The organism is Candidatus Pantoea floridensis, from assembly GCF_900215435.1.
In the GTDB taxonomy this organism is placed as follows: Bacteria; Pseudomonadota; Gammaproteobacteria; order Enterobacterales; family Enterobacteriaceae; genus Pantoea; species Pantoea floridensis.
The window spans coordinates 506,499-530,220 of the sequence record NZ_OCMY01000002.1 but is presented as its reverse complement, the minus strand read 5'-3'; the positions used below and the strand labels follow the sequence as shown (position 1 = coordinate 530,220).

The following is a 23,722-nucleotide window of genomic DNA, read 5'->3' as shown; positions in this document are numbered from 1 at the left end:
GTGGAAGCAAGGCGCTTGAATCAGGCACAGGAAAAACGGCAGGCTCATAGCAGATGAAGAAGATGTTAACCGGGTTACTTTTCATGGTAACCACCACTGCCTTTGGTGCAGATGATTTCACCCTCAAGGATATTCACTTTGATGGTCTCCAGCGCGTTGCGCCCGGCGCGGCGCTGCTGCATATGCCGTTGCGCGTTGGCGACCGCATCAACGATGATGATATTCGCAATACCATTCGCTCGCTGTTCGCCACCGGCAACTTTGAAGATGTGCAGGTGTTGCGTGACGGCGATATGTTACTGATCAAAGTCAAAGAGCGCCCGGCCATTGCCAGTATTTCGTTCTCCGGCAACAAAGCGATTAAAGAGGATCAACTCAAGCAGAACCTCGATGCTTCGGGTGTACGCGTAGGTGAAGCGCTAGACCGCACCACGCTTGCGGATATCGAAAAAGGGCTGGAAGATTTCTACTATAGCGCTGGGAAATACACGGCTAGCGTTAAAGCGGTCGTTACGCCGTTGCCGCGCAACCGCGTTGATCTGAAATTCATTTTCACCGAAGGCGTGTCGGCGAAAATTCAGCAAATCAATATCGTAGGCAATCATGCTTTCACATCTGACGAGCTGATCTCGCATTTCCAATTGCGCGATGATGTGCCGTGGTGGAATGTAGTCGCTGACCAGAAATATCAGAAACAGAAACTCTCAGGCGATTTAGAGACGCTACGCAGTTATTATCTTGACCGCGGTTACGCGCGATTTAATCTCGATTCTACCCAAGTCAGTTTAACGCCGGATAAAAAGCATATTTACCTCACAATAAATATTCATGAAGGCGATGTTTATCGTGTTAGCGGCGTGACCTTGACGGGCAATATGGCCGGATACTCTGCGGAAATTGAAAAGCTGGTGCGCTTCCCTGCGGGCACATTATACAGCGGAGCAAAAATCACCCAAAATGAGGAAGCGATTAAAAAAGTATTAGGCCGTTACGGCTATGCGTTTCCGCAGGTGACGACGCACTCGGAGATTAACGATAACGATAAAACCGTGCAGCTGCACATCAATGTGGATGCGGGGCGACGTTTCTCGGTGCGTCAGGTGCGCTTCTCCGGTAACGACACCTCGAAAGATGCTGTGTTACGTCGTGAAATGCGCCAGATGGAGGGTGCCTGGCTGGCAAGTAACCAAGTGGAACAGGGTAAAGCGCGACTCAATCGTACCGGTTACTTTGAAAGCGTTGATGTAGAGACGCAACGTGTGCCGGGCAGACCGGATCAGGTAGACGTGGTGTACAAAGTGAAGGAGCGCAATACCGGCACCTTCAACGTCGGACTGGGTTACGGCACCGACAGCGGCATCAGCTATCAGCTTGGCGTCAGTCAGGATAACTGGATGGGCACCGGTAATACCGTAAGCTTTAGCGGTACGAAAAACAGCTATCAAACCTATGTTGAAATCGCCGCTACCGATCCCTATTTCACCGTTGATGGCGTGAGTCTGGGCGGCAAGCTGTTTTATAACGATTACAGCGCGGAAGATAACGATCTCTCTGAGTACACGTTGAAGAGCTTCGGCGCGGGCAGCACCTTAAGCTTCCCTATCAGCGAAAACAGCACGGTGAGCAGCGGGCTAGATTACGTTTATAACCGCGTGAGCAATATGGCGCCGCAGGTTGCAATGTGGCGCTACTTGGGTTCTCAGGGCATTCACCCGAAAGTGATTACCAGTGACGACGACGACGATGATGCCACGGTTGCGGATAAATTCACTGCCAATGATTTCTTCTGGAATATTGGCTGGAGCTACAACTCTCTGGATCGCGGCTTCTTCCCCACATCGGGCGTGAGTGCCGGTTTTAACACTAAAGTGACTATCCCCGGTTCCACCAACAGTTATTACAAGAGCACGCTGACCGCCAACGGTTACCTGCCGCTGAGCCGCGATCATCGCTGGGTACTGATGGGACGTAGCAAGGCCGGTTATGCCGATGGCTTAGGTGGCAATGAAGTGCCGTTTTATGACAACTTCTACGCGGGCGGTTCGAGTTCAGTACGCGGTTTTTCCTCCAACACCATCGGTCCGAAAGCGGCTTATTACCGCTGTAGCGGCAGCGAAAGCAGCTACGGTGGCTGTCCGGTGGAAAAGTCGGATGATGCGGTAGGGGGCAATGCGATGGCGGTTGTCAGTGCAGAGTTGATTGTCCCCACGCCATTTATTAGCGAACGCTATGCCGATTCTCTGCGCACCTCACTCTTTGTCGATGCGGGTACAGTATGGGACACCGACTGGCAGAATACGGCAGCGACCAAAGCGGCAGGCATTCCGGATTATGGCGATCCAAGCCAGATTCGCGTGTCGAGTGGCGTGGCATTGCAATGGCAATCCCCGCTGGGTCCGCTGGTGTTTTCCTATGCGTTGCCGATTAAAAAGTATGAGGGCGATAAGTCGGAGCAGTTCCAGTTTAATATCGGAAAAACCTGGTAGATGTATTTAATTCGTTAAAAGACGACATCAGTTTTACAGGATCTTTAAACGACTAAGACAGAATAAAACAGCCGGTAGCGTAAAATATCCAATGTGCAATGCTTAAGGAACGAGCGTTCGCGAATATCGTTGTTATGCATCAGATGAATATTATTTCGCCACCCAGTATCGGGTGGCTTTTTTTATTGGGTAAAGCGGTCGCCATAAATGGCGACCCTACAACACTCTGGTGCGCATAAATGTGCGCCAGAGAAAGATAAAAATTAAGATTCACCTAACCTAAGTCCGGTTTCCGCATCAAACAGATGAATCTTCTCGGCGTTAAAGCCCAACATAATGCTGACGCCGCTCACCGCCGGGTGACGACCGGCAACCTGCATATGCAACGCATGGCCGTGCCAGTCGAGGTGCAGCAGGGTTGATTCGCCGGTGATCTCTACCACGTTCACCTGCGCTGCTGCGTTGCTGCTGGCCTCCAGCAAATCATGCGGACGTACGCCAAGCGTTACGGCGGAACCCTCACGCTCACGCGCTGCCGCTTGCCAGCGTGCGGGCAGCGGCTGCCAAAGATCCTGACACTGCACGCCGGGCACGCCATCACGCGTGCTGAGCTGCGCCGGTAGCAGATTCATTGGCGGTGAGCCGATAAAGCGCGCCACAAACGTATCCGCCGGACGATCGTAAATCGCCAGCGGCGCGCCCTGTTGCACAATACGGCCATCTTTCATTACCACAATCTGATCGGCGAGCGTCATGGCTTCCACCTGATCGTGCGTTACGTAAACCATGGTGGTTTTGAAGCGCTGATGCAGCGATTTAATCTCAGCGCGCAGCTCCATGCGCAGCTGGGCATCCAGATTCGACAGCGGTTCATCAAACAGGAACACTTTGGGATTACGCACCATCGCGCGCCCCATCGCCACGCGCTGACGCTGGCCGCCTGAAAGCGCGCGCGGGTAGCGCTGCAGCAGCTTGTCGATGCCGAGGATCCCGGCGATACGCGCAATTTTACTCTGCTGCTCTTCGCGCTTAACCCTCTTCACCTGCATATGGAACGCCAGATTCTCCGCCACCGTTAAGTGCGGATAAAGCGCGTAGCTCTGAAATACCATGGCAATATCGCGGTCTGCCGGATCGCGATCGTTGATCTGCACGTTATCCATCAAGATTGCGCCATCCGACAGGCTTTCCAGACCGGCCAGCAGGCGTAGCAACGTGGATTTGCCGCAGCCGGAGGGGCCAACCAGCACGGTAAAGCTGCCATCAGGAATGGTGAGATCGAGCGGATGCAGCACCGACTGTTTTGCGTAGCGTTTGGCCACTTTTACGAGTTCAACACTGGCCATAAATTAACACTCCTGAGAAAGTTGCAGTTGATGCCAGTCGGGATAGCGACGCGGCAGGGTGCTGATGGCCAGCGACGCCACCGCGATCCCCCATTGCAAAGCCGTGGCGAGATCTTGCTGATGCACTAGCGCGGTAAGGAAGCCGGCATTAAAGCTGTCGCCCGCACCAATGGTATCCACCACCGTCACCGGACGTGCAGGCTGGCTAATCGAGCGTTCGGCCTGCCAGCAGTGTGCGCCCTGCGGGCCGCATTTCACCACGCAGCCACCGCGTCCGCTGAGCTGCTGAACCAGGGTTTGTGCGCTGGCGGGCAGATTGTTTGCGGCGCCCAGACCCAGCGTTTCCACTTCATTAAGCAGCAGCCAGTCGCAGAGCGGTAGCCATTGCATCACCTGCTGGCGCACCTCGTCACTCCATCCCTGCGGCGGCCAGCCGGTATCAACGGCGGTGATAAAGCCGCGCTGCCGCAGCTCGCTAAGCAGCGCGGGATATTCGTCATACAAGCGCAGGCATAAGAAAGTGCCGCACAGCAAAACGATATCGCCGTCAGCCGCTTCAGCGGGTAGCTGCGCCAGCACATCCTGCGCGCTGAGTTTCACGATATGTCCAAGATTGCTCAGGAACGAGCGTTCGTGATCTGAATGCGTGACGCCAACGGTGAGTGAGGTTTCGCAGCTGTAGCGCGTCCAGTGCGCGGCGCTGTGCGGAAAATGGCTCGCCAGCCAGGCGCTCAGGCCATCATCACCCTGATTTGCCACGGCGCGATGGCGCACCTGCATCGCTTCCAGCGCCAGCGCACAGTTGCCAGCCGATCCGCCAGGACGTAGTTCGCTGTGATTGAGCATCACTTCGGTACCGCGCTGCGGCCAGCTGTCCAGCGTGCCCATAATTAAATCGACATTAATATTGCCCACCACGTACAGCGTGGCGGTGAGTTTATGTTCCATCATCCTTTACTCCCGCCACTGGCAAGGCCGCTGACCAGCGTCTTTTGCAGCCAGATGGCAATAAATAGCGGTGGCACCGATGCCAGAATGCCAACGGCGGCGATCAAGCCATCATCGGTTGCCCGACCGGCCGTGAACCCGGCAATGGTGACCGGCAGGGTTTGTGCCGCGATATTGCTGGTGAACAACAGCGCATAGAAGAACTCATCCCACGCCAGCAGCCAGCCAAACAGCGCCGCAGCGCCTAGAACGGGTTTTGCCAGCGGCAGCGTAATGCGCAGCAGAACCTGCCAGACGCGTAAACCATCGAGCCGCGCTGCCTGTTCAATATCCTGCGGCAACGTATCGAACTGGTTTTTCAACATCCAGGTGAGGAACGGCAGAATCAGCGAGCAGTAAACGATGGTAAGCCCAGGCCGCGTGTTGAGCAGATCGAACTGCTGTAGCAGGAAGTAGAGTGGCAACACAAACGCCACCGGTGGCACCATATAGATAGCCAGCGAAGCGAACAGCCAGCCATCGCGACCGCGATAGCGTGAGAAGCTGAACGCTGCCGGAATCGCCAGCAACAAACAAATTATCGTTGCGCCGGTTGCCACCAAAAGGCTGTTGCCGAGCGCATGCAGGAACAGCACGCCCGGCTGGCCGGGCTCCAGCGACAGCAGTTTGCCATAGCGGGTGAAATCCCACTGGCGCGGCAGCCACTCCAGCGGCACGCGGGTCAGATCGCTGGTGGCGCTGACACTCATCAAAAACAGCCAGCCCATCGGTGCCAGCACGGAAATCGCCACCAGCAGCGCGGCGGCGTATTTGCCAACATGACGTAACTTAGCCTTCATGCGCGCTTCCTTTGCGGCGTTGCCGCCACAATAACAACATGTAAAGCGTGATCAGCACTGCGCACAGCAACGTCATCAGCATCGCATAGGCCGCGCCGCTGCCAGCACGCAGATAGCTAAACGATTCCTGATAGACGTAAAAACTGAGTGTTTTGGTACTGTCGACCGGGCCGCCGCGCGTCATCACGTAGATGATGTCGAAGATTTTGAAGGCGTCGATGGTACGCAGCACCAGCGCCACGCTAAGCGGACCGACAATCGCCGGGAAGGTGATGGCGCGAAAACGGCGCCATGCTGACGCACCGTCGAGTCGCGCCGCTTCAAACAGATCGTCAGGAATGGATTGCAACGCCGCCAGCACCAGCAGAGTGACCAGCGGATAGTTTTTCCAGATATCGGCGAACATCACCGCATTAAGCGCCGAATCGGGCGAGCCCAGCCAACTGCGATAGCCATCGATGATGCCTAGCTGTGTCAGCAGGGCGTTGATGCTGCCATAATCGGGGTTAAAGTTCAGGCGCCACATCATGGCATTAACGATAGTTGGCAGCGCCCACGGCAAAATCACCAGCACACGCAGCACGTTACGGCCAGCGAATTTCTGATTCAGCAACAGCGCTACCAGCACGCCGATCACGCCCTCAATCGCTACCGAGACGACGGTGAAGTAGAGCGTGCGCCACAGTGAACTGCGAAAATCGGCATCGGTGATGGCGAACAGGTAGTTTTCAAAACCAATCCAACCCGGCGCTTCACCGCTGCCTATTAAGGCGGCATCAGTGAAGCTCAGCCAGATAGTGCGTAACAGCGGCCATGCGGTGAGCAACAGCATCACCAACAGCATGGGTGCCAGCAGCACCCATGCCTGCCGTTGTTCGCGTTGACGCAAACTCAGCATTGTTGCCCCTTAGCGCAGACGCGCCGCACTCTTGTCTACCGCTTGCAGCGCGGCATCAGGCGTGGCGCTACCCACCAGCACCTGCTGCAACTGCTGCTGCAAGGTATTGGAGAGGCGCGAATAATCCGCGGTTTCCGGGCGCGAAAGCATTACGTTGAGCGATTTATCCGCCGCAGCGATCAGGCTTTCCTGATTTTTCAGCACTGCTGGATCCTGATATGAGCTTTTCCAGATCGGCAGACTCAGCGTGGCGTAGTTGTTCTGCACCGGCTGAGAGGTCATGTAGCTGATGTATTGCCATGCCTGATCCGCATGAGCACTGCCTTTGGTGATGCCAAGGCCCATCGAACCGTTAACCGCACCAAATTTGCCCGGCGCGTCGCCCGGTGCCGGAACAATACCGACCTGCCCGGCGACTTTACTCTGCTTCGGATCGTTGGCCATGTTGTACATGTAGGTCCAATTAAGCGCGAAGGCGGCATCGCCATTGGAGAAGGCTTTACGTACGTCCTCTTCCAGATACTCGCGTGAGGCCGGATTGCTTAAGCCTTCATCCAGCGAGCTTTTCATCAGCTTGACGGCTTGCAGCGAGGCAGGGGAGGAGAAATCAAGTTTGTCGTTGTTATAGAATTTGCCGCCGAAGCCGGATACCAGCGTGGTGTAATCGCACACCAGCGCTTCAGCCTGCGACCAACTCCAGACCAGCGGATATTTGACGATATTTTTCTGCTTGATAATGCGCGCATCATCCATCACCTGCTGCCAGGTTTGTGGCGGTGTGCTGATGCCGGCTTTTTCCAGCATCGCTTTGTTGTAATAGAGATATTTGGTATCAAGGATCCACGGCATGCCGAGGGTTTTGCCTTTGAATACCACGGTGTTCATCGCGCCGGGGAAAATCTGCGCTTTTTCATCGGCGCTGATGCGGCTGCTCACGTCCTGCAACAGATCAAATTTGGTAAATTCAGCGGGCCAGATGGCATCAAACAGCACTACATCGTAGCCATTGCCGCCCGCGCCACGCGCAGCGACAATTTTGTCATGCAGCGCTTCGTAAGGTACAAACTCAAGATTAACCTGCACGTCCGGGTGCGTTTTTTGAAACTCCTGCGTCATGGCGCGAATATCATTTTCGCTGTACGCCGCCTGCGTCATAAACAGCGCATTTAACGTGGTTGCCGCCGCCGCGCTGCCAACGCTGGCTAACAGAATCGCTGCAAAACAACCTTTTATGACTGGATTGAATCGGATTTTCATGGTGTTTTCGCCTTGATGCAAAAAGAGGGTGTTTAATTAAATCAATTTGATTGATTTAATAACGCGCACAGGTTGTCAGATTGCTGCGGCTGACATCGGTTAGCTAAAGCAATTGACGTGCCAGGGCATAAATCTCGAATGCCGCTGCACACTTTTTGGCACAGAATTTTGTGGCTGTCAGGTAAACAGGTTGTAAATTGTGTGGCCGATCATAGATATTCAGGCGGGTATAAATGAGGGCAAGCCTAAGAGCTGATTACAACTCTTTTCAGGATGCATGGTTCTGGTGCAAATGCGTTGTGAGTTGCTACATAAACGCGCATTCCACAATGGCAAATTAACGTCATGAGTATCCGTTGCTGACAGCAGATGATGTACCGACGCTATTGTTCCTCCATCAACACGTATTCATCTCAGGCCAAAGACCATTCACTTTTTCACGATTGGGATCACGCTGACTGCATCGCCTGTTCCAAAAAAGCAATAAAGGCTCTGGCCTTTGAGTTGAGCGCTGAACGATCGTTGACGCACGCGTAAATGTTCATAGGGGAAGATGCGATATGGGTTTCATCGCTTTGGCTGGATTGAAATAACGCGATGAGTTGTCCATTGTCGATAAGCGGTTGTGCAATAAAACTCGCAAGGCGAGCAATACCACCACCATTGATTGCGATATTAGCAATGATATCAATATCGTCACTGATAAATTCGGGATTGAGTTTCGCCGCCACCTTTTGACCGTCAACCATAAATGTCCAGGGCAAAAAGCGTCCATCAGTTGGATAGCGAAATACCAGGCAGGCATGCTGACTCAATTCTTCGGGACTTTCTGGTATGCCCGCACGCTCCAGATATGCCGGGGCTGCGCAGAAGATAAAAGGTAATGATGAAATTTTCAGGGCAATCAGCTGTTCGTTCAGTTGTGCCTCGATGCGGATGCTGACGTCGACTCCCTCTAGTCGATGATCAACGTTACGATCGGTACTGATCAGCTCAATATCAATATCGGGATAAACTGATTTGAATTCTGGCATCAGTGGTGCAAGAACGTACCGGCCAAACGCCGCAGTCGTAGCGATGCAAAGTTGCCCCTGCGGTTTTGTTTCGAAGGCAGCAGCCTGCGACGCGAGATCAACATCATACGGAATGTGGCGAACTTTATCGAAATAGCGTTTACCACTTTCGGTAAGGGTCATACTTCGGGTTGTGCGTGATAGCAGGCGTACCCCCAGATACGATTCCAGACGAGAAAGGCTCTGACTGACTGCTGCAGGGCTCATTCCTTTAGCGCGTGCAGCCGCTGCGATACTGCCGTTCTCCACTACACGGATATAGGTACTGATTAACCCCAACAAGTCCATAAGACCTCAATGCAAAATTCGTTACTTTTACTTAATGGTGATTAAAGCTGAACCGTTCTACTAACACGTTGACTTACTTGGTAGCTTTGCGACTGTTTCGCTAACTCTCGGTTAAACAGGGTAACACTATGACGGATGCAACAACGAAAAAGATCGCCAGAATACGCTTTCCAAAACACACTTCACCTTACATCTTTGCGCTTTATATGGCGACCATCATGGCCTTTCTGATGAGTTTAGTTATTACCTTTTCGGAATTCGGTTTCGGGCCTCATTATATGTTAAATGTTATCAATGCTTACAAGGTCGCCATGCCCGCCGCCTTTGTCTGCATACTATTTGTACGCCCGATCGTGGTCAGGATGGTGGGGCTAACAGTTCATGGGCATTAAAAAACTTTGCCTAATCCCTTCTTGGCGTTCAAGTGTCGTAGGCAAAGCCAAAAGGGCAGCAGTGAGCAAACAGCAGACAGGTTTGAGGACCTTCCCAGCACATTGGACGTGCCCGGTAATTAAATTATGCGAGGTATAGCCTTCGATGAATGATTGACTATTTTCGGAAGCATATTAATCATCTTAAACCATTATGAAATATCCCAGCTTTGATAGCAGGTCTTAATATCACGAGGTAATGTCAACATCACTTTTGGAATGGTTACCTGCTCGAAAATCTTCTTGTGAAGATGGTGGTTTTTAGGCGCAATATGCACAATGTATTTAAGCATTTCCCACGTCACATGCTCTCTTCGGATATTGAGACCACCGATCCTGGGCTTTGACGAGTAACATCGGCGTATATAGCGCTGCAGCGCTATCGCCATTGGCACATCAAGCAATATCAGCCCTGTAGCACGTTCAAGTCGGGAATAAATACACTTGGTGTAATTGCCCTCTATTACCCATTTTTCTCCACGAACAGCTTCTTCATGTAACCGATAAAAATCTTCTGGTTCACGGGGAACCCATTTTGTATCAGGTAAATGATGCAATTGATCAAGATGAATTAGAGGTAATGACGTCTTAGAAGCGATTGCTTTTGCCAGTGTGGATTTACCACTATTTGATGGCCCCATGATACATATGCGTGGGCCAAGGTCATCTAATGATAAAGTAGTGTTCACCCATCTCACCTAAAAGCTCTATAAATTCATGCGATAACAAAAGATACATTAACATCTGATTTTACTACAATGCGACCTGGTTAAATTGTGATCCGCTATTCTGTAATAAATACTACGCGGAATTGGCAACGTTCGCTCCTGGTACTCAGATGTCGGAGGCCAGCAATGAGCTGTGAGTTCAACCGATGGATGCTTTCCAGAATGATTGTTTAACAACAGAAGTGGGTAGATTGACTTAATTTATATTTCGATTATTCTGGAAATATGGATTTAAGGAGGTTTTATGGATCTGAATACAGCGGCCAGCGCGTTAAAAGAGCTCGGCCATCCGACAAGGCTGGCCGTTTACAAAACGCTGGTTAAGGCCGGGCACGGTGGGCTGCCGGTTGGCGATTTACAGAAGCAGCTGGATATACCCGCATCCACGCTAAGCCATCACCTTTCCGCGCTGATGTCTGTCGGGCTCATCCGTCAGGATCGTCAGGGGCGCACGCTGTTTTGCCTGCCACAGTATGAACGTCTGGAGCAGCTGCTGGCCTTTCTCGTCGAGGAGTGCTGCAGCGGAGAAGGTGGATGTGGACTGAGCCTGCCAACACAGTTAACAGAGAGAACAGAATGAATCTAACGGATATGTCGCTACCCAATATCGATACTGGCCTGGTTGATGCACCGATTACCACAGCAAAACTGGCAGCTGACGAGCCTGCACATGCACCGCGCATACTGATGCTGTACGGTTCAGTACGTGAGCGCTCTTTCAGCCGGTTCGCCACGGAAGAGGCGGCCCGCCTGCTGACTGCGATGGGCGCAGAAGTCAGAATTTTTAATCCATCCGGGCTGCCACTTCCCGATGACGCCCCCGAAACACACACTAAAGTAGCTGAACTGCGTGAACTGGTGTTGTGGTCTGAAGGCATGGTGTGGTGTTCGCCAGAGCGCCACGGTGCAATGACCGGCGTGATGAAAGCGCAGATTGACTGGATCCCGCTCTCAACCGGCGCGGTGCGGCCGTCACAGGGCAAAACGCTGGCGGTGATGCAGGTCAGCGGCGGCTCCCAGTCGTTTAACGCAGTTAACCAGATGCGCATTCTGGGACGTTGGATGCGCATGATCACCATTCCTAATCAGTCATCGGTGGCAAAAGCCTGGGCGGAGTTCGATGAAGCGGGGCGGATGAAGCCATCGGCATATTACGAGCGCATCGTGGACGTGATGGAGGAACTGATGAAGTTCACCGTGCTGACCCGTGGACGCAGCAAATATCTGACCGACCGCTACAGCGAGAGAAAGGAGAGCGCGGAGCAGCTCTCTGCCAGAGTTAACCAGCGCAGCATCTGAAAAAACCGGCGAAACGCCGGTTTTTTTCATCCTGCCTGATTACTGGCTGACGCGTTTACCGTCCGCGCCAATCACCACTTCGCCATCTTCCTTGGTGAACGAACCTTTTTGCTGATCAGGCAGAATGTCCAGCACGACTTCGGAAGGGCGGCAAAGCTTCGTTCCCAGCGGAGTCACCACTATCGGACGGTTGATCAGAATCGGGTGAGCCAGCATGGCATCCAGCAACTGTTCATCAGTAAAGCTGTCGCTGGCGAGGCCCAGCTGTTCATAGGGATCTGTGTTTTTACGCAGCAGCGCCCGCACTCCGATTCCCGTCGCTTCAATCAGCCCCTGAAGAGTTTCACGCGTCGGCGGAGTTTCAAGGTAGTGAATAACGGTAGGTTCCGCGCCGCTGTTCAGGATTAGCGCCAGTGTATTACGCGAGGTGCCGCAGGCGGGATTGTGATAAATGGTAATGTCAGACATGGTAAAACCTCGTGTGATGGGGCTGCATACGCCGCCCCGGATTATCATCAGACAGAGAGGCGCAGCGCGAGCGCAGCAAGCGTAACGGTCATTACCGGCAGCGTCATAACGATACCGACCCGGAAGTAGTATCCCCAGCTGATGCGGATGTTTTTCTTGGACAGCACATGCAGCCACAGCAGCGTAGCCAGGCTGCCGATAGGCGTGATTTTCGGTCCAAGATCGCAGCCGATAATGTTGGCGTAAATCATTGCTTCACGCACGACACCCTGCGCAGTGCTGGCATCAATGGAAAGTGCGCCAATCAGCACCGTAGGCATGTTGTTCATTACTGATGAGAGGAGTGCGGTGATATATCCGATTCCCATCGCCGCGCCCCATACACCGGCATCGGAAAAATCGTTAAGCAGCGCGGTCAGATATTCTGTCAGTCCGGCATTGCGCAGTCCATAGACCACCAGATACATGCCAAGTGAAAACACCACAATCTGCCAGGGGGCGTTGCGCAGCACTCTGCGGGTATCAATCACATGGCCGCGCCGTGCGACCAGCCAGAGGATTAGCGCGCCGATGGCTGCAACCAGGCTGACCGGTACGCCGAGCGGTTCCAGCGCAAAGAAGCCCGCCAGCAGTAGAACGAGGACAACCCATCCGGCACGGAAGGTGCTGATATCACGAATGGCCTCACGCGGCATCCTGAGCCTGGCTTCATCATACTGCGCGGGGATCTCCTTGCGGAAAAAGAGGTGCAGCATGGCGAGTGTAGCCAGCACCGAAGCGATATTGACCGGCACCATGACCGAAGCGTAATCCCTGAATCCCAGATGGAAAAAGTCAGCTGAGACGATATTGACCAGGTTAGACACGATTAGCGGCAGGCTTGACGTATCAGCGATAAATCCAGCCGCCATCACGAACGCCAGCGTGGCACCCTGGCTGAATCCGAGTGCCAGCAGCATGGCAATCACGATGGGCGTCAGGATCAACGCCGCGCCATCATTAGCAAACAGCACTGCTATCGCCGCTCCCAGCAATACAATATAGGTGAAAAGCAGCTTTCCGCTGCCGCCGCCCCAGCGTGCCACGTGCAGCGCCGACCACTCAAAAAACCCTGATTCATCCAGCAGCAGGCTGATAATGATCACCGCAATAAACGTGGCCGTTGCGTTCCAGACTATCTGCCAGACCACGGGAATATCACCGATATGAACCACGCCGGTTGCCAGAGCCAGCGCGGCTCCGGCAACAGCGCTCCATCCGATACTAAGCCCGCGTGGCTGCCAGATAACAAATATCAGTGTAAGAATAAAAATTGCGCCTGCCAGCAGCATGCTTCCTCCGTTGATAAGTCTTAGAAGCCTAAAAACACATTCGATAATTCGAATGTGTTTGGCTAAATTTTTTTACAGGCAGACAGCCCTGCCGTTAGTTGTGGCATGATCCAGCTGTGAATGATCGGCCAGGTCACGAATTTCGTCACGCTGGCTCAGCCACGCCTGATCAATGACAGAAGCCGCCCACACTGGCATGTGTGGAGACAGGCGATAGTGGATCCACTTGCCGTCGCGCCGGTCACTGAGTAACCCGCTGGATCGCAGCATTGCAAGGTGGCGGGAAATTTTAGGCTGAGGAAGGTTCAGTGCCCCTGTGAGTTCACACACACAGAGCTCTCCCTTTTCTTTCAGCAGCAGCACCAGTGTGAGACGTGTTTCGTCCGAAAGGTTTTTAAAAAGTTGTAGTGGGGTTAGAGATAACATGTTGAAACCCGATTAAAGAAAGCCTAAAGGTATTGGCAAGAGGATAGAACAAAAACATATTCAATAAAAGGAATATGTTCAAGGGAAGACCATACTATCTCATGGGGTATTTAAAATTTCCCGCTTTTAAATAATGCACCTTAAAATTAGCAATGTCCGTTTCTGGCACAGAGCGGACAGATATGAGAGCCCTGTGCGGTATGAGCGAGGAGCAGACGTCAAAATGATGGCGACATGCAAATTTTGCCAAATTAAACATAACAGTGCTGTTGTGAAGCCGAAATTTTCTGACTATAAAAACAGTAAGATAACTCATTGAATGAATCAAAAACTCAGGAGAAATTTTGCGGCTAACCACCTCCCGACTGCATCTTCGGCCTGTAATCACCTCAGACGCAGATGACCTTTTCAGAATTTATGGCGATCCTGCCACGAATACATTTAATCCCGCAGGCCCATATCCTGATATTGATTATGCCCGTGATGTTTTGGCTCGCTGGCTTAAACACTGGGAAGATTACGGTTTCGGAAACTGGGCTATCTCGCTGAACGATGATCCTAAAAGGCTCATCGGTTTTGGCGGGCTGAATATCCGCAGTTATGCCAATACCACTATCAATAACCTAGGATATCGGTTCTCTGCTGAGTCGTGGGGAAGAGGGCTGGCGACAGAGTTTGCTAACCATGCGGTCAGTTATGGATTTGGTGAGCTAAAACTGCCGGATATCTCTGCAGTAGTAAGAGCAGACCACCTGGCATCACAAAAAGTCCTGACTAATTCCGGACTCAGATATGTACGGGACATTCAGGATGTGACAAATGCGCCCGCCAGCATGCTGTTTACACTGACTCACGCCGAATGGGATAAAAAGTCAGAGTAAGAGAGCAATTCAGTCGCTTTACATAAGACTACTTTCGCTCACCCGTTTGTGTTGGCCCAGAACGCAGATGTCCGCTTCTGGCACGCAGCGGACAGATATGAGAGCCCTGTGCGGTATGAGCGAGAAGCGGAAGTTCACCGTTTTACTCGTCTCTGATCAGGTTTTAACGAACCAGCGTATCAGCCAAACGGTAACTCGTCGGAATGCAAACTAATGGTTATTGGACGCTGAAGGTCCGCTGTGAGCGAAAAGCGGAAGCTAAGAATGGATATTTACATCGGAATGTCCTGCGCAATGGTGAGCTGGTTACTCAACACCAAAAACGGGTACATAATTAATGATCCTTTTTTCGTTGCCTGGATACATAGGCATCTCCCCAAGCTTTCATCGTCTCGAGTACAGGAGCGAGAGTAAAACCTAATTCAGTGAGTGAATATTCAACTCGTGGGGGGACCTCTGCAAATATTTTCCGGGAAATAATGCCATGAGCCTCAAGTTCTCTAAGTTGTAGCGTCAATGAACGCTGCGTCACACTACCTATGAGTTTACGAAGTTCTCCAAATCGCTTGGTTCCACTGAGCAGATAATAAATGATCAACGGTTTCCATTTACCCCCGGCTACTGTAATGGTTGCTTCTACGGTGCATTGGTAATTCTGTTCTTCCTCGATTTTCATCAATTTAGACACTCCATTAGTATACTTATTATCCCTATGTATCATAAGAGTGCCTACTTTTAAATACTATCCATAGAGCTTAAAGTACACCAAGGAACAAGACTAAAACGTATAATGATTTATTTTCAATTCATACATAGGGTTACAACTAATGAAAGCCGCATATTATGACACTCAAGGTAATGCATATGATGTACTGAAAATTGGTGAAGTTTCTAAACCCAGCCCTGGTCCGAATGAAGTACTCGTGCGTATTTACGTTTCAGGAGTCAATCCATCAGACATCAAGGCAAGAACAGCTTTCTCTGCGAGCATGCCATATGCCCGCATCATTCCCCATCAGGATGGCGCAGGTGTGATTGAAGCAGTTGGTGAGAACGTATCGTCAGAACGACTTAATGAGCGTGTCTGGCTTTATGAAGCACAATATGGACGGGCGTCAGGAACGGCAGCAGAGTTCGTTGTCGTACCAACAAGTCAGGCTGTAAGACTCCCCGATAATGTTTCGTTTGAAACAGGCGCTTCACTTGGAATTCCAGCCCTTACCGCTCACCGCTGCCTTTTTTCAGACGGTGACCTTAAAGACCGCCGGGTACTCATTCATGGCGGAGCTGGAGTGGTGGGAACTGCAGCAATTTTATTAGCTAAATGGGCCGGTGCATGGGTTGTTACCACGGTGAGAAATGCTCAACAAGCGGCGATAGCAAAAATTAATGGTGCTGATTTAGTACTCGACCATACAGCTGGCGATGTGGCAAATATCATCATGGCGAATACAGATAATCAGGGGGTTCATCATATTGTCGATGTGGCTTTGAAAGAGAACCTTGATATCAACCTGGCTTGTTTGTCTCAAGGAGGAGTTATTAGCTCTTATGCTACGAGTAGCGCAACAGAAACAATTTCTGTTCCACTTCTCAAAGCCATGATGCACGGCTGTGTACTCCGCTTTGTCTATATATACAAAGTTCCCATGGACGTTAAAAAAGCCAGCGCAGAAGATATTAATTCCTGCCTTCAAACTGGAAGTTATGCACCTTTAATAGGCTTAAATCTGCCGCTTGAGAAAATAGCCGACGCTCATTATACAGTGGAACATGCAAAAGTGATCGGTAAAGTCCTTATACACATATAATGGCATCCTTAAAAATCAGTGCGCTAAGTGGTGACTGAGTTCCGCTTCTGGCGCGAAGCGGACGCAGAAGAAAGTCAGCTATGAGCGAACTGCGGACATAAGAGTGATATGTCAGGTAACATAGAAATGAAAATCAAAATCGGATGCCACTTCCAGTGAAAGAAAACAATTGCCAGACCTGTAATCAGCCAATGAGTAAAACACCAGACACATTGAATTTAGACTGTGGCGGAGATTGTTTAAGTTGCATGGCCTGGCATGGTGATCCAGACGCAATAGAGGCGGTTGGGAGACTGACTGGCGAAAAAGTTGATGTCTGCGGACATCGATAAAGTTCATGTGAGATCTAAGGTCAGCTATGAGCGAACAGCGGACGCTATGTCTTAAAGAGGGTTTAATAAAACGGCGTAAGAACCGAATAGTTATCGCTATCCGGTTATGAGCAATAAATCAAAGGCCGAATATAGCCTCAATTTCAATCGAGAGGTCAGGTGAAAAGAGGCGGCTAACTTCAACAAGCGAGCTGGCTGGCAAGTGATCACCGTAATTTCGGTACAATACTTTGCGTAGCTCGTCTATCTCTTTAAAAGAGGTAATGAATATCGTCACTTTAATCAGGGCTGAAAAATCTGAGCCTTCTGCGCTGATTATTTTCCTGATTTGGCAAAATATTTCTTCAGCCTGCTCAGCAATGCCTTTATGTTGAGCAACTGTGCCAAAAGCAGTCAATCCGGAAATGTAGAGCGTACCGCCATGTTTTACAGCATGAACATAAGGAGCCTTTACTTCACCTAATTCGGGATAATTCTTCCGTAACACATTGTTCATATAAGAGCCATTTTGGAAATGAGCAAACAATGACCTTACCATCCTCCTCTGAATGTTCAATCTTGCTTTTTTGATAATGAAACGCACAACCTCTGCTTCTGTCACAAAACGGACTGACGTAAGGCTTATGTCTGCTATGAGTGAGGAGCGGACGTCAAAATCATGGCGATAGGGATGTTATGCCACATTAGACATAACAACCCACTCACGAATCCCACATCCATCCTACATGCTATATTTAAAACCCTTCTAAAACATATGGGTAGAAACATGATTGTAAGAACATGGCATGGATGCGTACCAGTCAAGCATGCAGAAGGTTTTGCACATCATTTGCAAAAACCGGTGTTGAACATTTAGAGAGGACACCCGGAAATCTGGGGACATATGTACGCAGAGAGACGCAGGGTAATTGTGAGCATTTCTTTCTGGCAACTTATTGGAAAGATATTGAGGCAGTGAAAGCATTCGCAGGCGAACAGTTCCAGATCGCAGTTACCTATCCGGATGACGAGCAATTTCAGCTGCTATCAGATCCTTACGTCTTTCAGCATAACGTCCAAACCGTATCCCGTTTGTAGTAATTTGCTGGCTGATACCATGAGGCAGTCTCGACCCCTTTAGAGGTGCCCAACACTCATATGTTACATAAAAGTATGGGTGCCAACAGTTGATGCAAATGTCCGCTTTTGGCACAAAGCGGACTGACGGTAGGCTAAGGTCCGCTATGAGCGAAAAGCAGACTGCGTGATATAGCAAGTCCTGCTTTTTGAAGTCAAAATCATGACTCTAGCAAACCATGAGCTCTCCTTCCTGCGATACCTGAGTCAGAAATCCCCTGCTCTCCCGGAGAGGTTTTTTGTAACCTACACTCAAAGCCCTCAAACAATCTCACAACCCTCATTGACCTTCAAGTTGACTTTAAACCTATACTACAGTCACGGTTGATTCAGAGCCGGTGAAAGGATCGGTACTTATCAGTTCGTTCTGCCCTTTACGAAGAGTTGAGCAGGATAAGCACAGTCCATTGACAGTTTATCTGAGTGGAGAAGTGACATGGGTTATGTAACAACTCGCGATGGCGTTGAAATCTTCTACAAGGACTGGGGTCCAAGGGATGGTAAAGTTATTTTTTTCCATCATGGCTGGCCTCTGAGCAGTGATGACTGGGATGCCCAGATGTTATTCTTCGTAAATAAAGGCTTCCGCGTTGTGGCACATGACCGGCGCGGGCATGGTCGCTCAGGACAGGTGTGGGATGGCCACGACATGGATCATTACGCAGATGATGTTGCAGCCGTTGTGGAACACCTTAATGTACAAGGCGCGATGCATGTTGGCCATTCAACCGGCGGTGGCGAAGTTGTACGTTATATAGCCAGGCATGGTGAAGATAAAGTTTCAAAAGCCGTGTTAATCAGTGCCGTACCGCCATTGATGGTGAAAACCGACAATAATCCACAGGGAACGCCGAAAACAGTATTTGATGACCTGCAGGCGCAACTGGCTGCTAATCGCGCTCAGTTCTATTATGACGTTCCTGCTGGACCATTTTATGGATTTAACCGCTCCGGTTCGGCTCCTTCCGAAGCTGTCATTTATAACTGGTGGCGACAGGGCATGATGGGTAGCGCCAAAGCGCATTACGATGGGATCGTTGCTTTTTCGCAAACCGACTTTACTGAAGACCTCAAAGGAATATCCATCCCCGTAATGGTGATTCATGGCGATGACGATCAGGTTGTCCCTTATGATGATTCCGGTAAGTTGTCGGCTGAACTGGTCCAAAATGGGAAACTCAATACTTATAAAGGAGCTCCCCACGGCATACCCACTACACACGCGGATCAGGTGAACGCAGATCTACTTGCATTTATAAACAGTTAATCCAGCTGATAAAATATATAAGTTGAAGACTCCGTTACCGGTACAAAATACCGGTAACGGAGTCTTCATGCTTGTGAACAAGGGAACCGTGTCTTACAAATCAGACTTCGTTAATTCACTCTTCATTCTGAAACAGACCTGGCGCAATGTTTGCCAGATTACTTAATAGCATGAAGAACCGGCGTATCAACCTGCATTAGCCTCATAACCCGCAACATATTTTCCTGGCATGAAATACCCTCCGGCCTGTTTTCGATGCCGCTGATTAAATGCAGTATCATGGTCTGATTTTCCCTGAGTTGCTGCTGCAGGAGTCGGATCTCCTCAACCCTGGATTCAAGAGAAGCAATTAATCCTTCATGGTTCCAGCTTTCTTTCCCCTGAGGTAATACCTGACGGATTTGCTCAAGCGTGAATCCAAATCCCTGTGCCCGGTCAATAAGCATGAGTATCAGGGCGGTCTCAGGCGGATAATGGCGATAGCCATTATCCTGTCGGGGAGGGGCACTTATCAGGCCTTCCGCCTCGTAATAACGGATGCGGGAAGGTGTAAGCCCCGTCGCTTTTGCAAGATCTCCTATCTTCATTTCATCTCCAGTGACCGCCCTTGACATTAAAGTTAACTTTAATCTTATACTTTTAAAAAAGTCAAAGTCCCGGGACTTCCATCAAAAATTGTATGAAGAGGAAATAAATGCAAACGATTCTGGGAGCAAGCGGACAGATTGCCCGGGAACTTGCCCGCGAGTTAACACATTCCTACAGTGCTGAGTTGAGGCTTGTCAGCCGCAATCCGCATAAAGTCACTAAAAGCGACACCCTTATGTCGGCTGATTTGCTTGATGGCAGTCAGACTCTGGATGCGGTAAAAGGAAGCCGCATTGTGTATTTTGCGGCAGGACTGCCACCGGATTCCTCCCTCTGGGAGGAGCAGTTTCCTGTAATGCTTCAGAATGCACTGAATGCCACCCGGCAAGCAGGGGCTCATTTTGTCTATTTTGACAATACGTATATGTACCCTCAGGACGGCAGACTGCAGATGGAAGATATGCCGTTCCAGCCATCAGGGCGAAAAGGGCGAGTCCGGGCTAAGATGGCGAATATGGTTCTGGAGGAGATGCTGCGGGGTGATATTCCTGTACTCATTGGTCGCGCCCCTGAATTTTATGGGCCCGGGAAAACCCAGAGTTTTACCAATGCCCTGGTTTTAGACAGACTTAAAGCTGGAAAAAAACCACTCGTCCCATTGCGTGATGACTCATTACGTACGCTCATCTGGACCCCTGATGCAAGCCGGGCTTTAGCGCTGCTGGGTAACACGCCAGAAGCCTACGGTCAGACATGGCATCTGCCCTGTTGTGAAGAACGAATCACCTATGCGCAGTTTGTTTCTCTGGCGTGCAGTGTATTTGGAAAAGAACCGTCATGGTCAGTTCTGAGGAAATACTCCTTATATATTGCGGGTATATTTTCTAAAGGGCCTCGTGAACTGCGGGAACTCCTTCCCCGCTATGAAGCTGATAATTTTTTTGACTCATCAAAATTTAAGATGCGCTTCCCGGACTTTCGTATAACAAGTTACAGGCAGGGGCTGGAAAGTATATACGCTGAATGGAAAGCCACCTCCGCGTTGAAGAAAGATAATTAACCATTATGGCTGGTTGTGAATAACAGGCTCTGACAAACACCAGAAGGTTTTGCATGATTCGGACTATTTTACATGTTTGAACCATAGGAAAGTAATGTCCGCTTCTGGCACATTGCGGACATCTAATTATGAAAAGTCTGCTATCAGCGAGAAACTCACTGATCCGCTTTCCGATGAATAACCATCAAGATAGGCGTCATCCTTCATAAGCAACGCGAAGTTAACTCATCCGTGTTCGTTAGCTATGAAGTTAATTTTGCGTCCGTACCGGCATGACCAATTTGCTGTTGCACTTAGCCAACCCCCATTCAACGTCCCGAAAGGGTTGTAATTACTGTGGCCGATCATAGATATTGATGCGGCTATTCACAGCGCGGTTGAATGAGGGAAGAAAGCAAGGTGAAAACGTCGGGAACCAATCTGGAACATGCACGGGCGCATAATCGTCGCGTGATCATTGAAGCCATTCGCCTGCACGGCGAACTCACCCGCGCCGAACTGGCTCGCCTGACCGCGCTCACGCCGCAAACCGTTTCAAATATCGTTGCCGAACTGGAGCAGGCGGAACTGCTCACCAGCCGTGAGCCGCGCAAGCAAGGACGTGGGCAACCGGCCATTCCGGTGACGCTCAATCCTGCCAGCGCCTTCTCTATTGGCATCCATCTGGATCACCAAACGCTGCTGATTGTGCTGGTGGATCTCACCGGTGAAATTCACTTCCGGCGTCTTATTCTGGTGCAAAAGCCCGAGCCAGATGCCACTTTAGCGCGCATCGAAGCGGTGCTGGCTGAAATCAAAACGCAACTCGGCGAGCGCTGGCGCAAAGTGCTGGGTATTGGCGTGGTGATGCCGGGTCCGTTTGGTGTCGAAGGCATCTCCTCGGTAGGACCCACCACGCTGCACGGCTGGGAGCAGGTGGATATTGAAGCCAAACTGGCAGCGATGAGCGGCGTGCCGGTGACGCTGGAGAACGATGCCACGGTGGCGGCGATTGGTGAACGTTTTCATGGCGTGGCGCGCCAGCTCAACTCGTTTATCTATCTCTATATCGGCACCGGTTTGGGTGCTGGCATCATTATGGATGGCCACGTTTACAGCGGCCATGCGCATAACGCCGGTGAAGTGGGGCATGTGGTGGTTGAGCCTGGTGGACGCGAATGTTATTGCGGCAATCATGGCTGTCTTGAGCGCTATGTATCGCTGCAGGCGGCATATGAGTTTTGCGGTCTCGATCCGATGACGGCGCTGCCGGAAGATTTACTGGAGGTCGATCCGGCGCTGTTCGATCGCTGGATTGATACCGTGCTCACGCCGCTGCGCCAGGCGATTAATCTGCTGGAGTGCATTTTCGATGCTGAAAGTGTGATTATCGGCGGCATGATACCGGCTGCGCTGCTGGACAAAATCATTCGCCGCCTGCCACCGCTGTATCAATCAGTACGCGGCCGTTACCTTACCGGCACCCGCTTAAAAATCGGTATGACCGGCAGCGATACCGCCGCGCTGGGTGCTGCAGCGCTGCCGATTTTTGACGAATTTAATCCGCAGTTTCAGGTGCTGATGAAGTGATCAGACCGGGCAAGCGCCCGGCCTGTCGCTGCTACGCTTCTCTTCGAGTACTTTGCTCATCCAGTTTCTGATTGAACTGGCTCGGGCTCCACTCTTGCTGCAAGGCCTCGTGCACCAAAGCCTGCTGCGTCTGCGGAACCATGCCGCCTAACGGTGGATCGGTATCGAGATTCGTGGGGAAGGAGTAACCGCGCGCCGCCACGTTGATGACCGTATTGAGCTCCTGCTGGGTAAGCTGGCTGTTTTGCAGCAGCGGGTAAATCAGCTTGAGCAACTGTTCGTGATTTACTTTCTCCATCGGTACGCCAAATGCGGAGGAAACCTGCAGCAGGTTGGCGGTTCTAACATGATCGCTGGTGGTATTGTTACCTGCGGCATGGAACAGCGCCGGATTGAAGAACAGGCCATCACCTTTTTCCAGCGGCAGCTGGACGTAATTGTGGTTAAAGAATTCAACGAACTCTGGGTCACGATAGGCGATGTAACCCAGCTCATACTGATGTGACCACGGCAGTAAACGGGTCGGGCCGGATGCCAGCGGCATATCCGTGTGTGCCACGGCACCTTGCAACGTCAGATATTGCGAAAGGATCTGTACCGGCACCGGGAATTCAGACGCGAACGCACTTTGCTGGAAGCCCAAATGGTAATCCCGGTGCGGCTGCTGGGCTTCGCCGCCCGGCCGCACCTGATTCACTTGCGAGGTCATGCTCCACGCTGGGCCCAGCCACGCCTGACAAATCAACTCCAGCGTCGGATTCGCGTAGTAATCAACAAACGTTTGCGGGCTGGTTTCCGCCAGTTTTTGCAGCGCGTTCCAGATACGTCCATTGTTACCCGCGCGTGAGAAGTGATCGGCCTGAATTTTAGATTTGGCCTCGTGACTCATGATGGTTTCGAAAGCCTGCGAGGTGCGATCAATGACGTCGAGATCGCGGTATAACCCACGTACCACAAAAACGCCGGGACCATAAGAAAGGGCTTTGTGCAGTTCGCTGAGCAGCGCTTTTTTATCCGTTTTCGCCGCGGTCTCCAGCGTCTCTCGATCGTAAACCAGCACGTTGGCAACCGCTTCGCTCGCCAGCGGATAATCACTGGCATCGAGCTGCTGAGTACAAAATGTTTTGAAGTCTTCAACAGAGACCTGATCTTCACGGGCAAAATAGGGTGACATCATAACGACCTCATTTTAGAGATGGAGTGACAGAGCGTTATCAGCCGCCAGTGCAACATTAACTGGCGTCGTGATAGGGTTGATGAGTGTTAAAATAGCAGTTACA

At 51.1% G+C, this 23,722-nt stretch carries 23 protein-coding genes and 1 pseudogene; 10 read left to right on the top strand and 14 right to left on the bottom strand.

From position 1 onward, the window contains the following. Positions 1 to 53: 53 nt before the first annotated feature. Positions 54 to 2,486 carry an outer membrane protein assembly factor BamA gene (gene bamA, locus CRO19_RS23060; RefSeq protein WP_097098156.1) on the top strand — a complete coding sequence of 811 codons (2,433 nt, stop codon included), beginning with the start codon at positions 54 to 56 and terminating at the stop codon, positions 2,484 to 2,486. A gap of 263 nt (positions 2,487 to 2,749) precedes the next feature. Here bamA and CRO19_RS23055 read toward each other — a convergent pair whose 3' ends face one another. The 6 genes from CRO19_RS23055 to CRO19_RS23030 form a co-directional block, all read right to left on the bottom strand. Further along, positions 2,750 to 3,832 carry an ABC transporter ATP-binding protein gene (locus CRO19_RS23055; protein WP_097098155.1) on the bottom strand — a complete coding sequence of 361 codons (1,083 nt, stop codon included), beginning with the start codon at positions 3,830 to 3,832 and terminating at the stop codon, positions 2,750 to 2,752. A gap of 3 nt (positions 3,833 to 3,835) precedes the next feature. Then, positions 3,836 to 4,780, bottom strand: coding sequence for a carbohydrate kinase family protein (locus CRO19_RS23050; RefSeq protein WP_097098351.1), 945 nt, complete (start codon positions 4,778 to 4,780; stop codon positions 3,836 to 3,838). Further along, entirely contained in the window at positions 4,780 to 5,619 is an 840-nt protein-coding gene (locus CRO19_RS23045) for a carbohydrate ABC transporter permease (RefSeq protein ID WP_097098154.1), read from the bottom strand. The genes CRO19_RS23050 and CRO19_RS23045 overlap by 1 nt, the downstream gene beginning before the upstream one ends. Further along, positions 5,609 to 6,517 carry a carbohydrate ABC transporter permease gene (locus CRO19_RS23040; protein ID WP_064739811.1) on the bottom strand — a complete coding sequence of 303 codons (909 nt, stop codon included), beginning with the start codon at positions 6,515 to 6,517 and terminating at the stop codon, positions 5,609 to 5,611. Before CRO19_RS23040 ends, CRO19_RS23045 begins: the two co-directional genes overlap by 11 nt. Positions 6,518 to 6,526: 9 nt before the next feature. Continuing rightward, entirely contained in the window at positions 6,527 to 7,774 is a 1,248-nt protein-coding gene (locus CRO19_RS23035; RefSeq protein ID WP_097098153.1) for an extracellular solute-binding protein, read from the bottom strand. Between the two features lie 449 nt (positions 7,775 to 8,223). Then, the gene (locus CRO19_RS23030; protein ID WP_097098152.1) at positions 8,224 to 9,135 is read right to left on the bottom strand and encodes a LysR family transcriptional regulator; all 912 of its coding nucleotides are present in this window, start codon (positions 9,133 to 9,135) and stop codon (positions 8,224 to 8,226) included. Positions 9,136 to 9,263: 128 nt separating this feature from the next. Here CRO19_RS23030 and CRO19_RS23025 point away from each other — a divergent pair, with 128 nt between their 5' ends. Continuing rightward, a complete protein-coding gene (locus CRO19_RS23025) occupies positions 9,264 to 9,527 on the top strand; it encodes a DUF2798 domain-containing protein (protein ID WP_097098151.1) in 264 nt (87 codons plus the stop codon). Between the two features lie 191 nt (positions 9,528 to 9,718). On the opposite strand, the gene CRO19_RS23020 is transcribed toward CRO19_RS23025, so the two are convergent. Beyond that, positions 9,719 to 10,255, bottom strand: coding sequence for a P-loop NTPase family protein (locus CRO19_RS23020; RefSeq protein WP_097098150.1), 537 nt, complete (start codon positions 10,253 to 10,255; stop codon positions 9,719 to 9,721). A gap of 283 nt (positions 10,256 to 10,538) precedes the next feature. On the opposite strand from CRO19_RS23020, the gene CRO19_RS23015 reads away from it, so the two are divergent. Both CRO19_RS23015 and arsH read left to right on the top strand, forming a co-directional pair. Then, positions 10,539 to 10,874 (top strand): ArsR/SmtB family transcription factor, encoded by a 336-nt coding sequence (locus tag CRO19_RS23015; RefSeq protein WP_097098149.1) that lies wholly within the window; start codon positions 10,539 to 10,541, stop codon positions 10,872 to 10,874. Further along, entirely contained in the window at positions 10,871 to 11,593 is a 723-nt protein-coding gene (gene arsH / locus CRO19_RS23010; protein ID WP_097098148.1) for an arsenical resistance protein ArsH, read from the top strand. The genes CRO19_RS23015 and arsH overlap by 4 nt, the downstream gene beginning before the upstream one ends. Positions 11,594 to 11,632: 39 nt before the next feature. Here arsH and arsC read toward each other — a convergent pair whose 3' ends face one another. The 3 genes from arsC to CRO19_RS22995 all read right to left on the bottom strand — a co-directional run bounded on the left by arsC (position 11,633) and on the right by CRO19_RS22995 (position 13,818). After that, positions 11,633 to 12,061, bottom strand: a complete 429-nt coding sequence (gene arsC, locus CRO19_RS23005; protein ID WP_097098147.1) for a glutaredoxin-dependent arsenate reductase — start codon at positions 12,059 to 12,061, stop codon at positions 11,633 to 11,635. A 47-nt stretch (positions 12,062 to 12,108) separates the two neighbouring features. Beyond that, positions 12,109 to 13,392 (bottom strand): arsenic transporter, encoded by a 1,284-nt coding sequence (locus tag CRO19_RS23000; RefSeq protein ID WP_097098146.1) that lies wholly within the window; start codon positions 13,390 to 13,392, stop codon positions 12,109 to 12,111. A gap of 72 nt (positions 13,393 to 13,464) precedes the next feature. Further along, on the bottom strand, positions 13,465 to 13,818 hold the full coding sequence (locus CRO19_RS22995) for a metalloregulator ArsR/SmtB family transcription factor (RefSeq protein ID WP_097098145.1): 354 nt from the start codon (positions 13,816 to 13,818) through the stop codon (positions 13,465 to 13,467). A 344-nt stretch (positions 13,819 to 14,162) separates the two neighbouring features. On the opposite strand from CRO19_RS22995, the gene CRO19_RS22990 reads away from it, so the two are divergent. Beyond that, a complete protein-coding gene (locus CRO19_RS22990; protein ID WP_097098144.1) occupies positions 14,163 to 14,699 on the top strand; it encodes a GNAT family N-acetyltransferase in 537 nt (178 codons plus the stop codon). Positions 14,700 to 15,033: 334 nt separating this feature from the next. On the opposite strand, the gene CRO19_RS22985 is transcribed toward CRO19_RS22990, so the two are convergent. Then, entirely contained in the window at positions 15,034 to 15,375 is a 342-nt protein-coding gene (locus tag CRO19_RS22985; RefSeq protein WP_097098143.1) for a winged helix-turn-helix transcriptional regulator, read from the bottom strand. 151 nt (positions 15,376 to 15,526) lie between these two features. On the opposite strand from CRO19_RS22985, the gene CRO19_RS22980 reads away from it, so the two are divergent. After that, positions 15,527 to 16,510: an NADPH:quinone reductase gene (locus tag CRO19_RS22980; RefSeq protein WP_097098142.1), complete on the top strand. Its 984-nt coding sequence runs from the start codon at positions 15,527 to 15,529 to the stop codon at positions 16,508 to 16,510. Positions 16,511 to 16,960: 450 nt separating this feature from the next. On the opposite strand, the gene CRO19_RS22975 is transcribed toward CRO19_RS22980, so the two are convergent. Beyond that, positions 16,961 to 17,338 (bottom strand): Rid family hydrolase, encoded by a 378-nt coding sequence (locus tag CRO19_RS22975; RefSeq protein ID WP_097098350.1) that lies wholly within the window; start codon positions 17,336 to 17,338, stop codon positions 16,961 to 16,963. 270 nt (positions 17,339 to 17,608) lie between these two features. Here CRO19_RS22975 and CRO19_RS26305 point away from each other — a divergent pair. Beyond that, positions 17,609 to 17,919 (top strand): annotated as a pseudogene (locus CRO19_RS26305) (hypothetical protein). Between the two features lie 475 nt (positions 17,920 to 18,394). Further along, complete coding sequence (locus tag CRO19_RS22965) at positions 18,395 to 19,225, top strand: alpha/beta fold hydrolase (protein ID WP_097098141.1); 831 nt, start codon at positions 18,395 to 18,397, stop codon at positions 19,223 to 19,225. 158 nt (positions 19,226 to 19,383) lie between these two features. Here the strand turns inward: CRO19_RS22965 and CRO19_RS22960 are convergent, their stop codons facing one another. Beyond that, a complete protein-coding gene (locus CRO19_RS22960; protein WP_097098140.1) occupies positions 19,384 to 19,812 on the bottom strand; it encodes a MerR family transcriptional regulator in 429 nt (142 codons plus the stop codon). Between the two features lie 107 nt (positions 19,813 to 19,919). Here CRO19_RS22960 and CRO19_RS22955 point away from each other — a divergent pair, with 107 nt between their 5' ends. Both CRO19_RS22955 and CRO19_RS22950 read left to right on the top strand, forming a co-directional pair. Continuing rightward, positions 19,920 to 20,873: an NAD-dependent epimerase/dehydratase family protein gene (locus tag CRO19_RS22955; RefSeq protein ID WP_097098139.1), complete on the top strand. Its 954-nt coding sequence runs from the start codon at positions 19,920 to 19,922 to the stop codon at positions 20,871 to 20,873. A 399-nt stretch (positions 20,874 to 21,272) separates the two neighbouring features. Beyond that, entirely contained in the window at positions 21,273 to 22,442 is a 1,170-nt protein-coding gene (locus CRO19_RS22950; protein ID WP_097098138.1) for an ROK family protein, read from the top strand. Between the two features lie 31 nt (positions 22,443 to 22,473). Here CRO19_RS22950 and CRO19_RS22945 read toward each other — a convergent pair whose 3' ends face one another. After that, entirely contained in the window at positions 22,474 to 23,619 is a 1,146-nt protein-coding gene (locus tag CRO19_RS22945; protein ID WP_320204528.1) for a phytanoyl-CoA dioxygenase family protein, read from the bottom strand. Positions 23,620 to 23,722 lie beyond the last annotated feature (103 nt).

Coding starts and splice junctions, on each gene's coding strand:
- bamA (WP_097098156.1), top strand. CDS start 54: ATGAAGAAGATGTTAACCGGGTTACTTTTCATGGTAACCACCACTGCC.
- CRO19_RS23055 (WP_097098155.1), bottom strand. CDS start 3,832: ATGGCCAGTGTTGAACTCGTAAAAGTGGCCAAACGCTACGCAAAACAG.
- CRO19_RS23050 (WP_097098351.1), bottom strand. CDS start 4,780: ATGGAACATAAACTCACCGCCACGCTGTACGTGGTGGGCAATATTAAT.
- CRO19_RS23045 (WP_097098154.1), bottom strand. CDS start 5,619: ATGAAGGCTAAGTTACGTCATGTTGGCAAATACGCCGCCGCGCTGCTG.
- CRO19_RS23040 (WP_064739811.1), bottom strand. CDS start 6,517: ATGCTGAGTTTGCGTCAACGCGAACAACGGCAGGCATGGGTGCTGCTG.
- CRO19_RS23035 (WP_097098153.1), bottom strand. CDS start 7,774: ATGAAAATCCGATTCAATCCAGTCATAAAAGGTTGTTTTGCAGCGATT.
- CRO19_RS23030 (WP_097098152.1), bottom strand. CDS start 9,135: ATGGACTTGTTGGGGTTAATCAGTACCTATATCCGTGTAGTGGAGAAC.
- CRO19_RS23025 (WP_097098151.1), top strand. CDS start 9,264: ATGACGGATGCAACAACGAAAAAGATCGCCAGAATACGCTTTCCAAAA.
- CRO19_RS23015 (WP_097098149.1), top strand. CDS start 10,539: ATGGATCTGAATACAGCGGCCAGCGCGTTAAAAGAGCTCGGCCATCCG.
- arsH (WP_097098148.1), top strand. CDS start 10,871: ATGAATCTAACGGATATGTCGCTACCCAATATCGATACTGGCCTGGTT.
- arsC (WP_097098147.1), bottom strand. CDS start 12,061: ATGTCTGACATTACCATTTATCACAATCCCGCCTGCGGCACCTCGCGT.
- CRO19_RS23000 (WP_097098146.1), bottom strand. CDS start 13,392: ATGCTGCTGGCAGGCGCAATTTTTATTCTTACACTGATATTTGTTATC.
- CRO19_RS22995 (WP_097098145.1), bottom strand. CDS start 13,818: ATGTTATCTCTAACCCCACTACAACTTTTTAAAAACCTTTCGGACGAA.
- CRO19_RS22985 (WP_097098143.1), bottom strand. CDS start 15,375: ATGAAAATCGAGGAAGAACAGAATTACCAATGCACCGTAGAAGCAACC.
- CRO19_RS22980 (WP_097098142.1), top strand. CDS start 15,527: ATGAAAGCCGCATATTATGACACTCAAGGTAATGCATATGATGTACTG.
- CRO19_RS22975 (WP_097098350.1), bottom strand. CDS start 17,338: ATGAACAATGTGTTACGGAAGAATTATCCCGAATTAGGTGAAGTAAAG.
- CRO19_RS22965 (WP_097098141.1), top strand. CDS start 18,395: ATGGGTTATGTAACAACTCGCGATGGCGTTGAAATCTTCTACAAGGAC.
- CRO19_RS22960 (WP_097098140.1), bottom strand. CDS start 19,812: ATGAAGATAGGAGATCTTGCAAAAGCGACGGGGCTTACACCTTCCCGC.
- CRO19_RS22955 (WP_097098139.1), top strand. CDS start 19,920: ATGCAAACGATTCTGGGAGCAAGCGGACAGATTGCCCGGGAACTTGCC.
- CRO19_RS22945 (WP_320204528.1), bottom strand. CDS start 23,619: ATGATGTCACCCTATTTTGCCCGTGAAGATCAGGTCTCTGTTGAAGAC.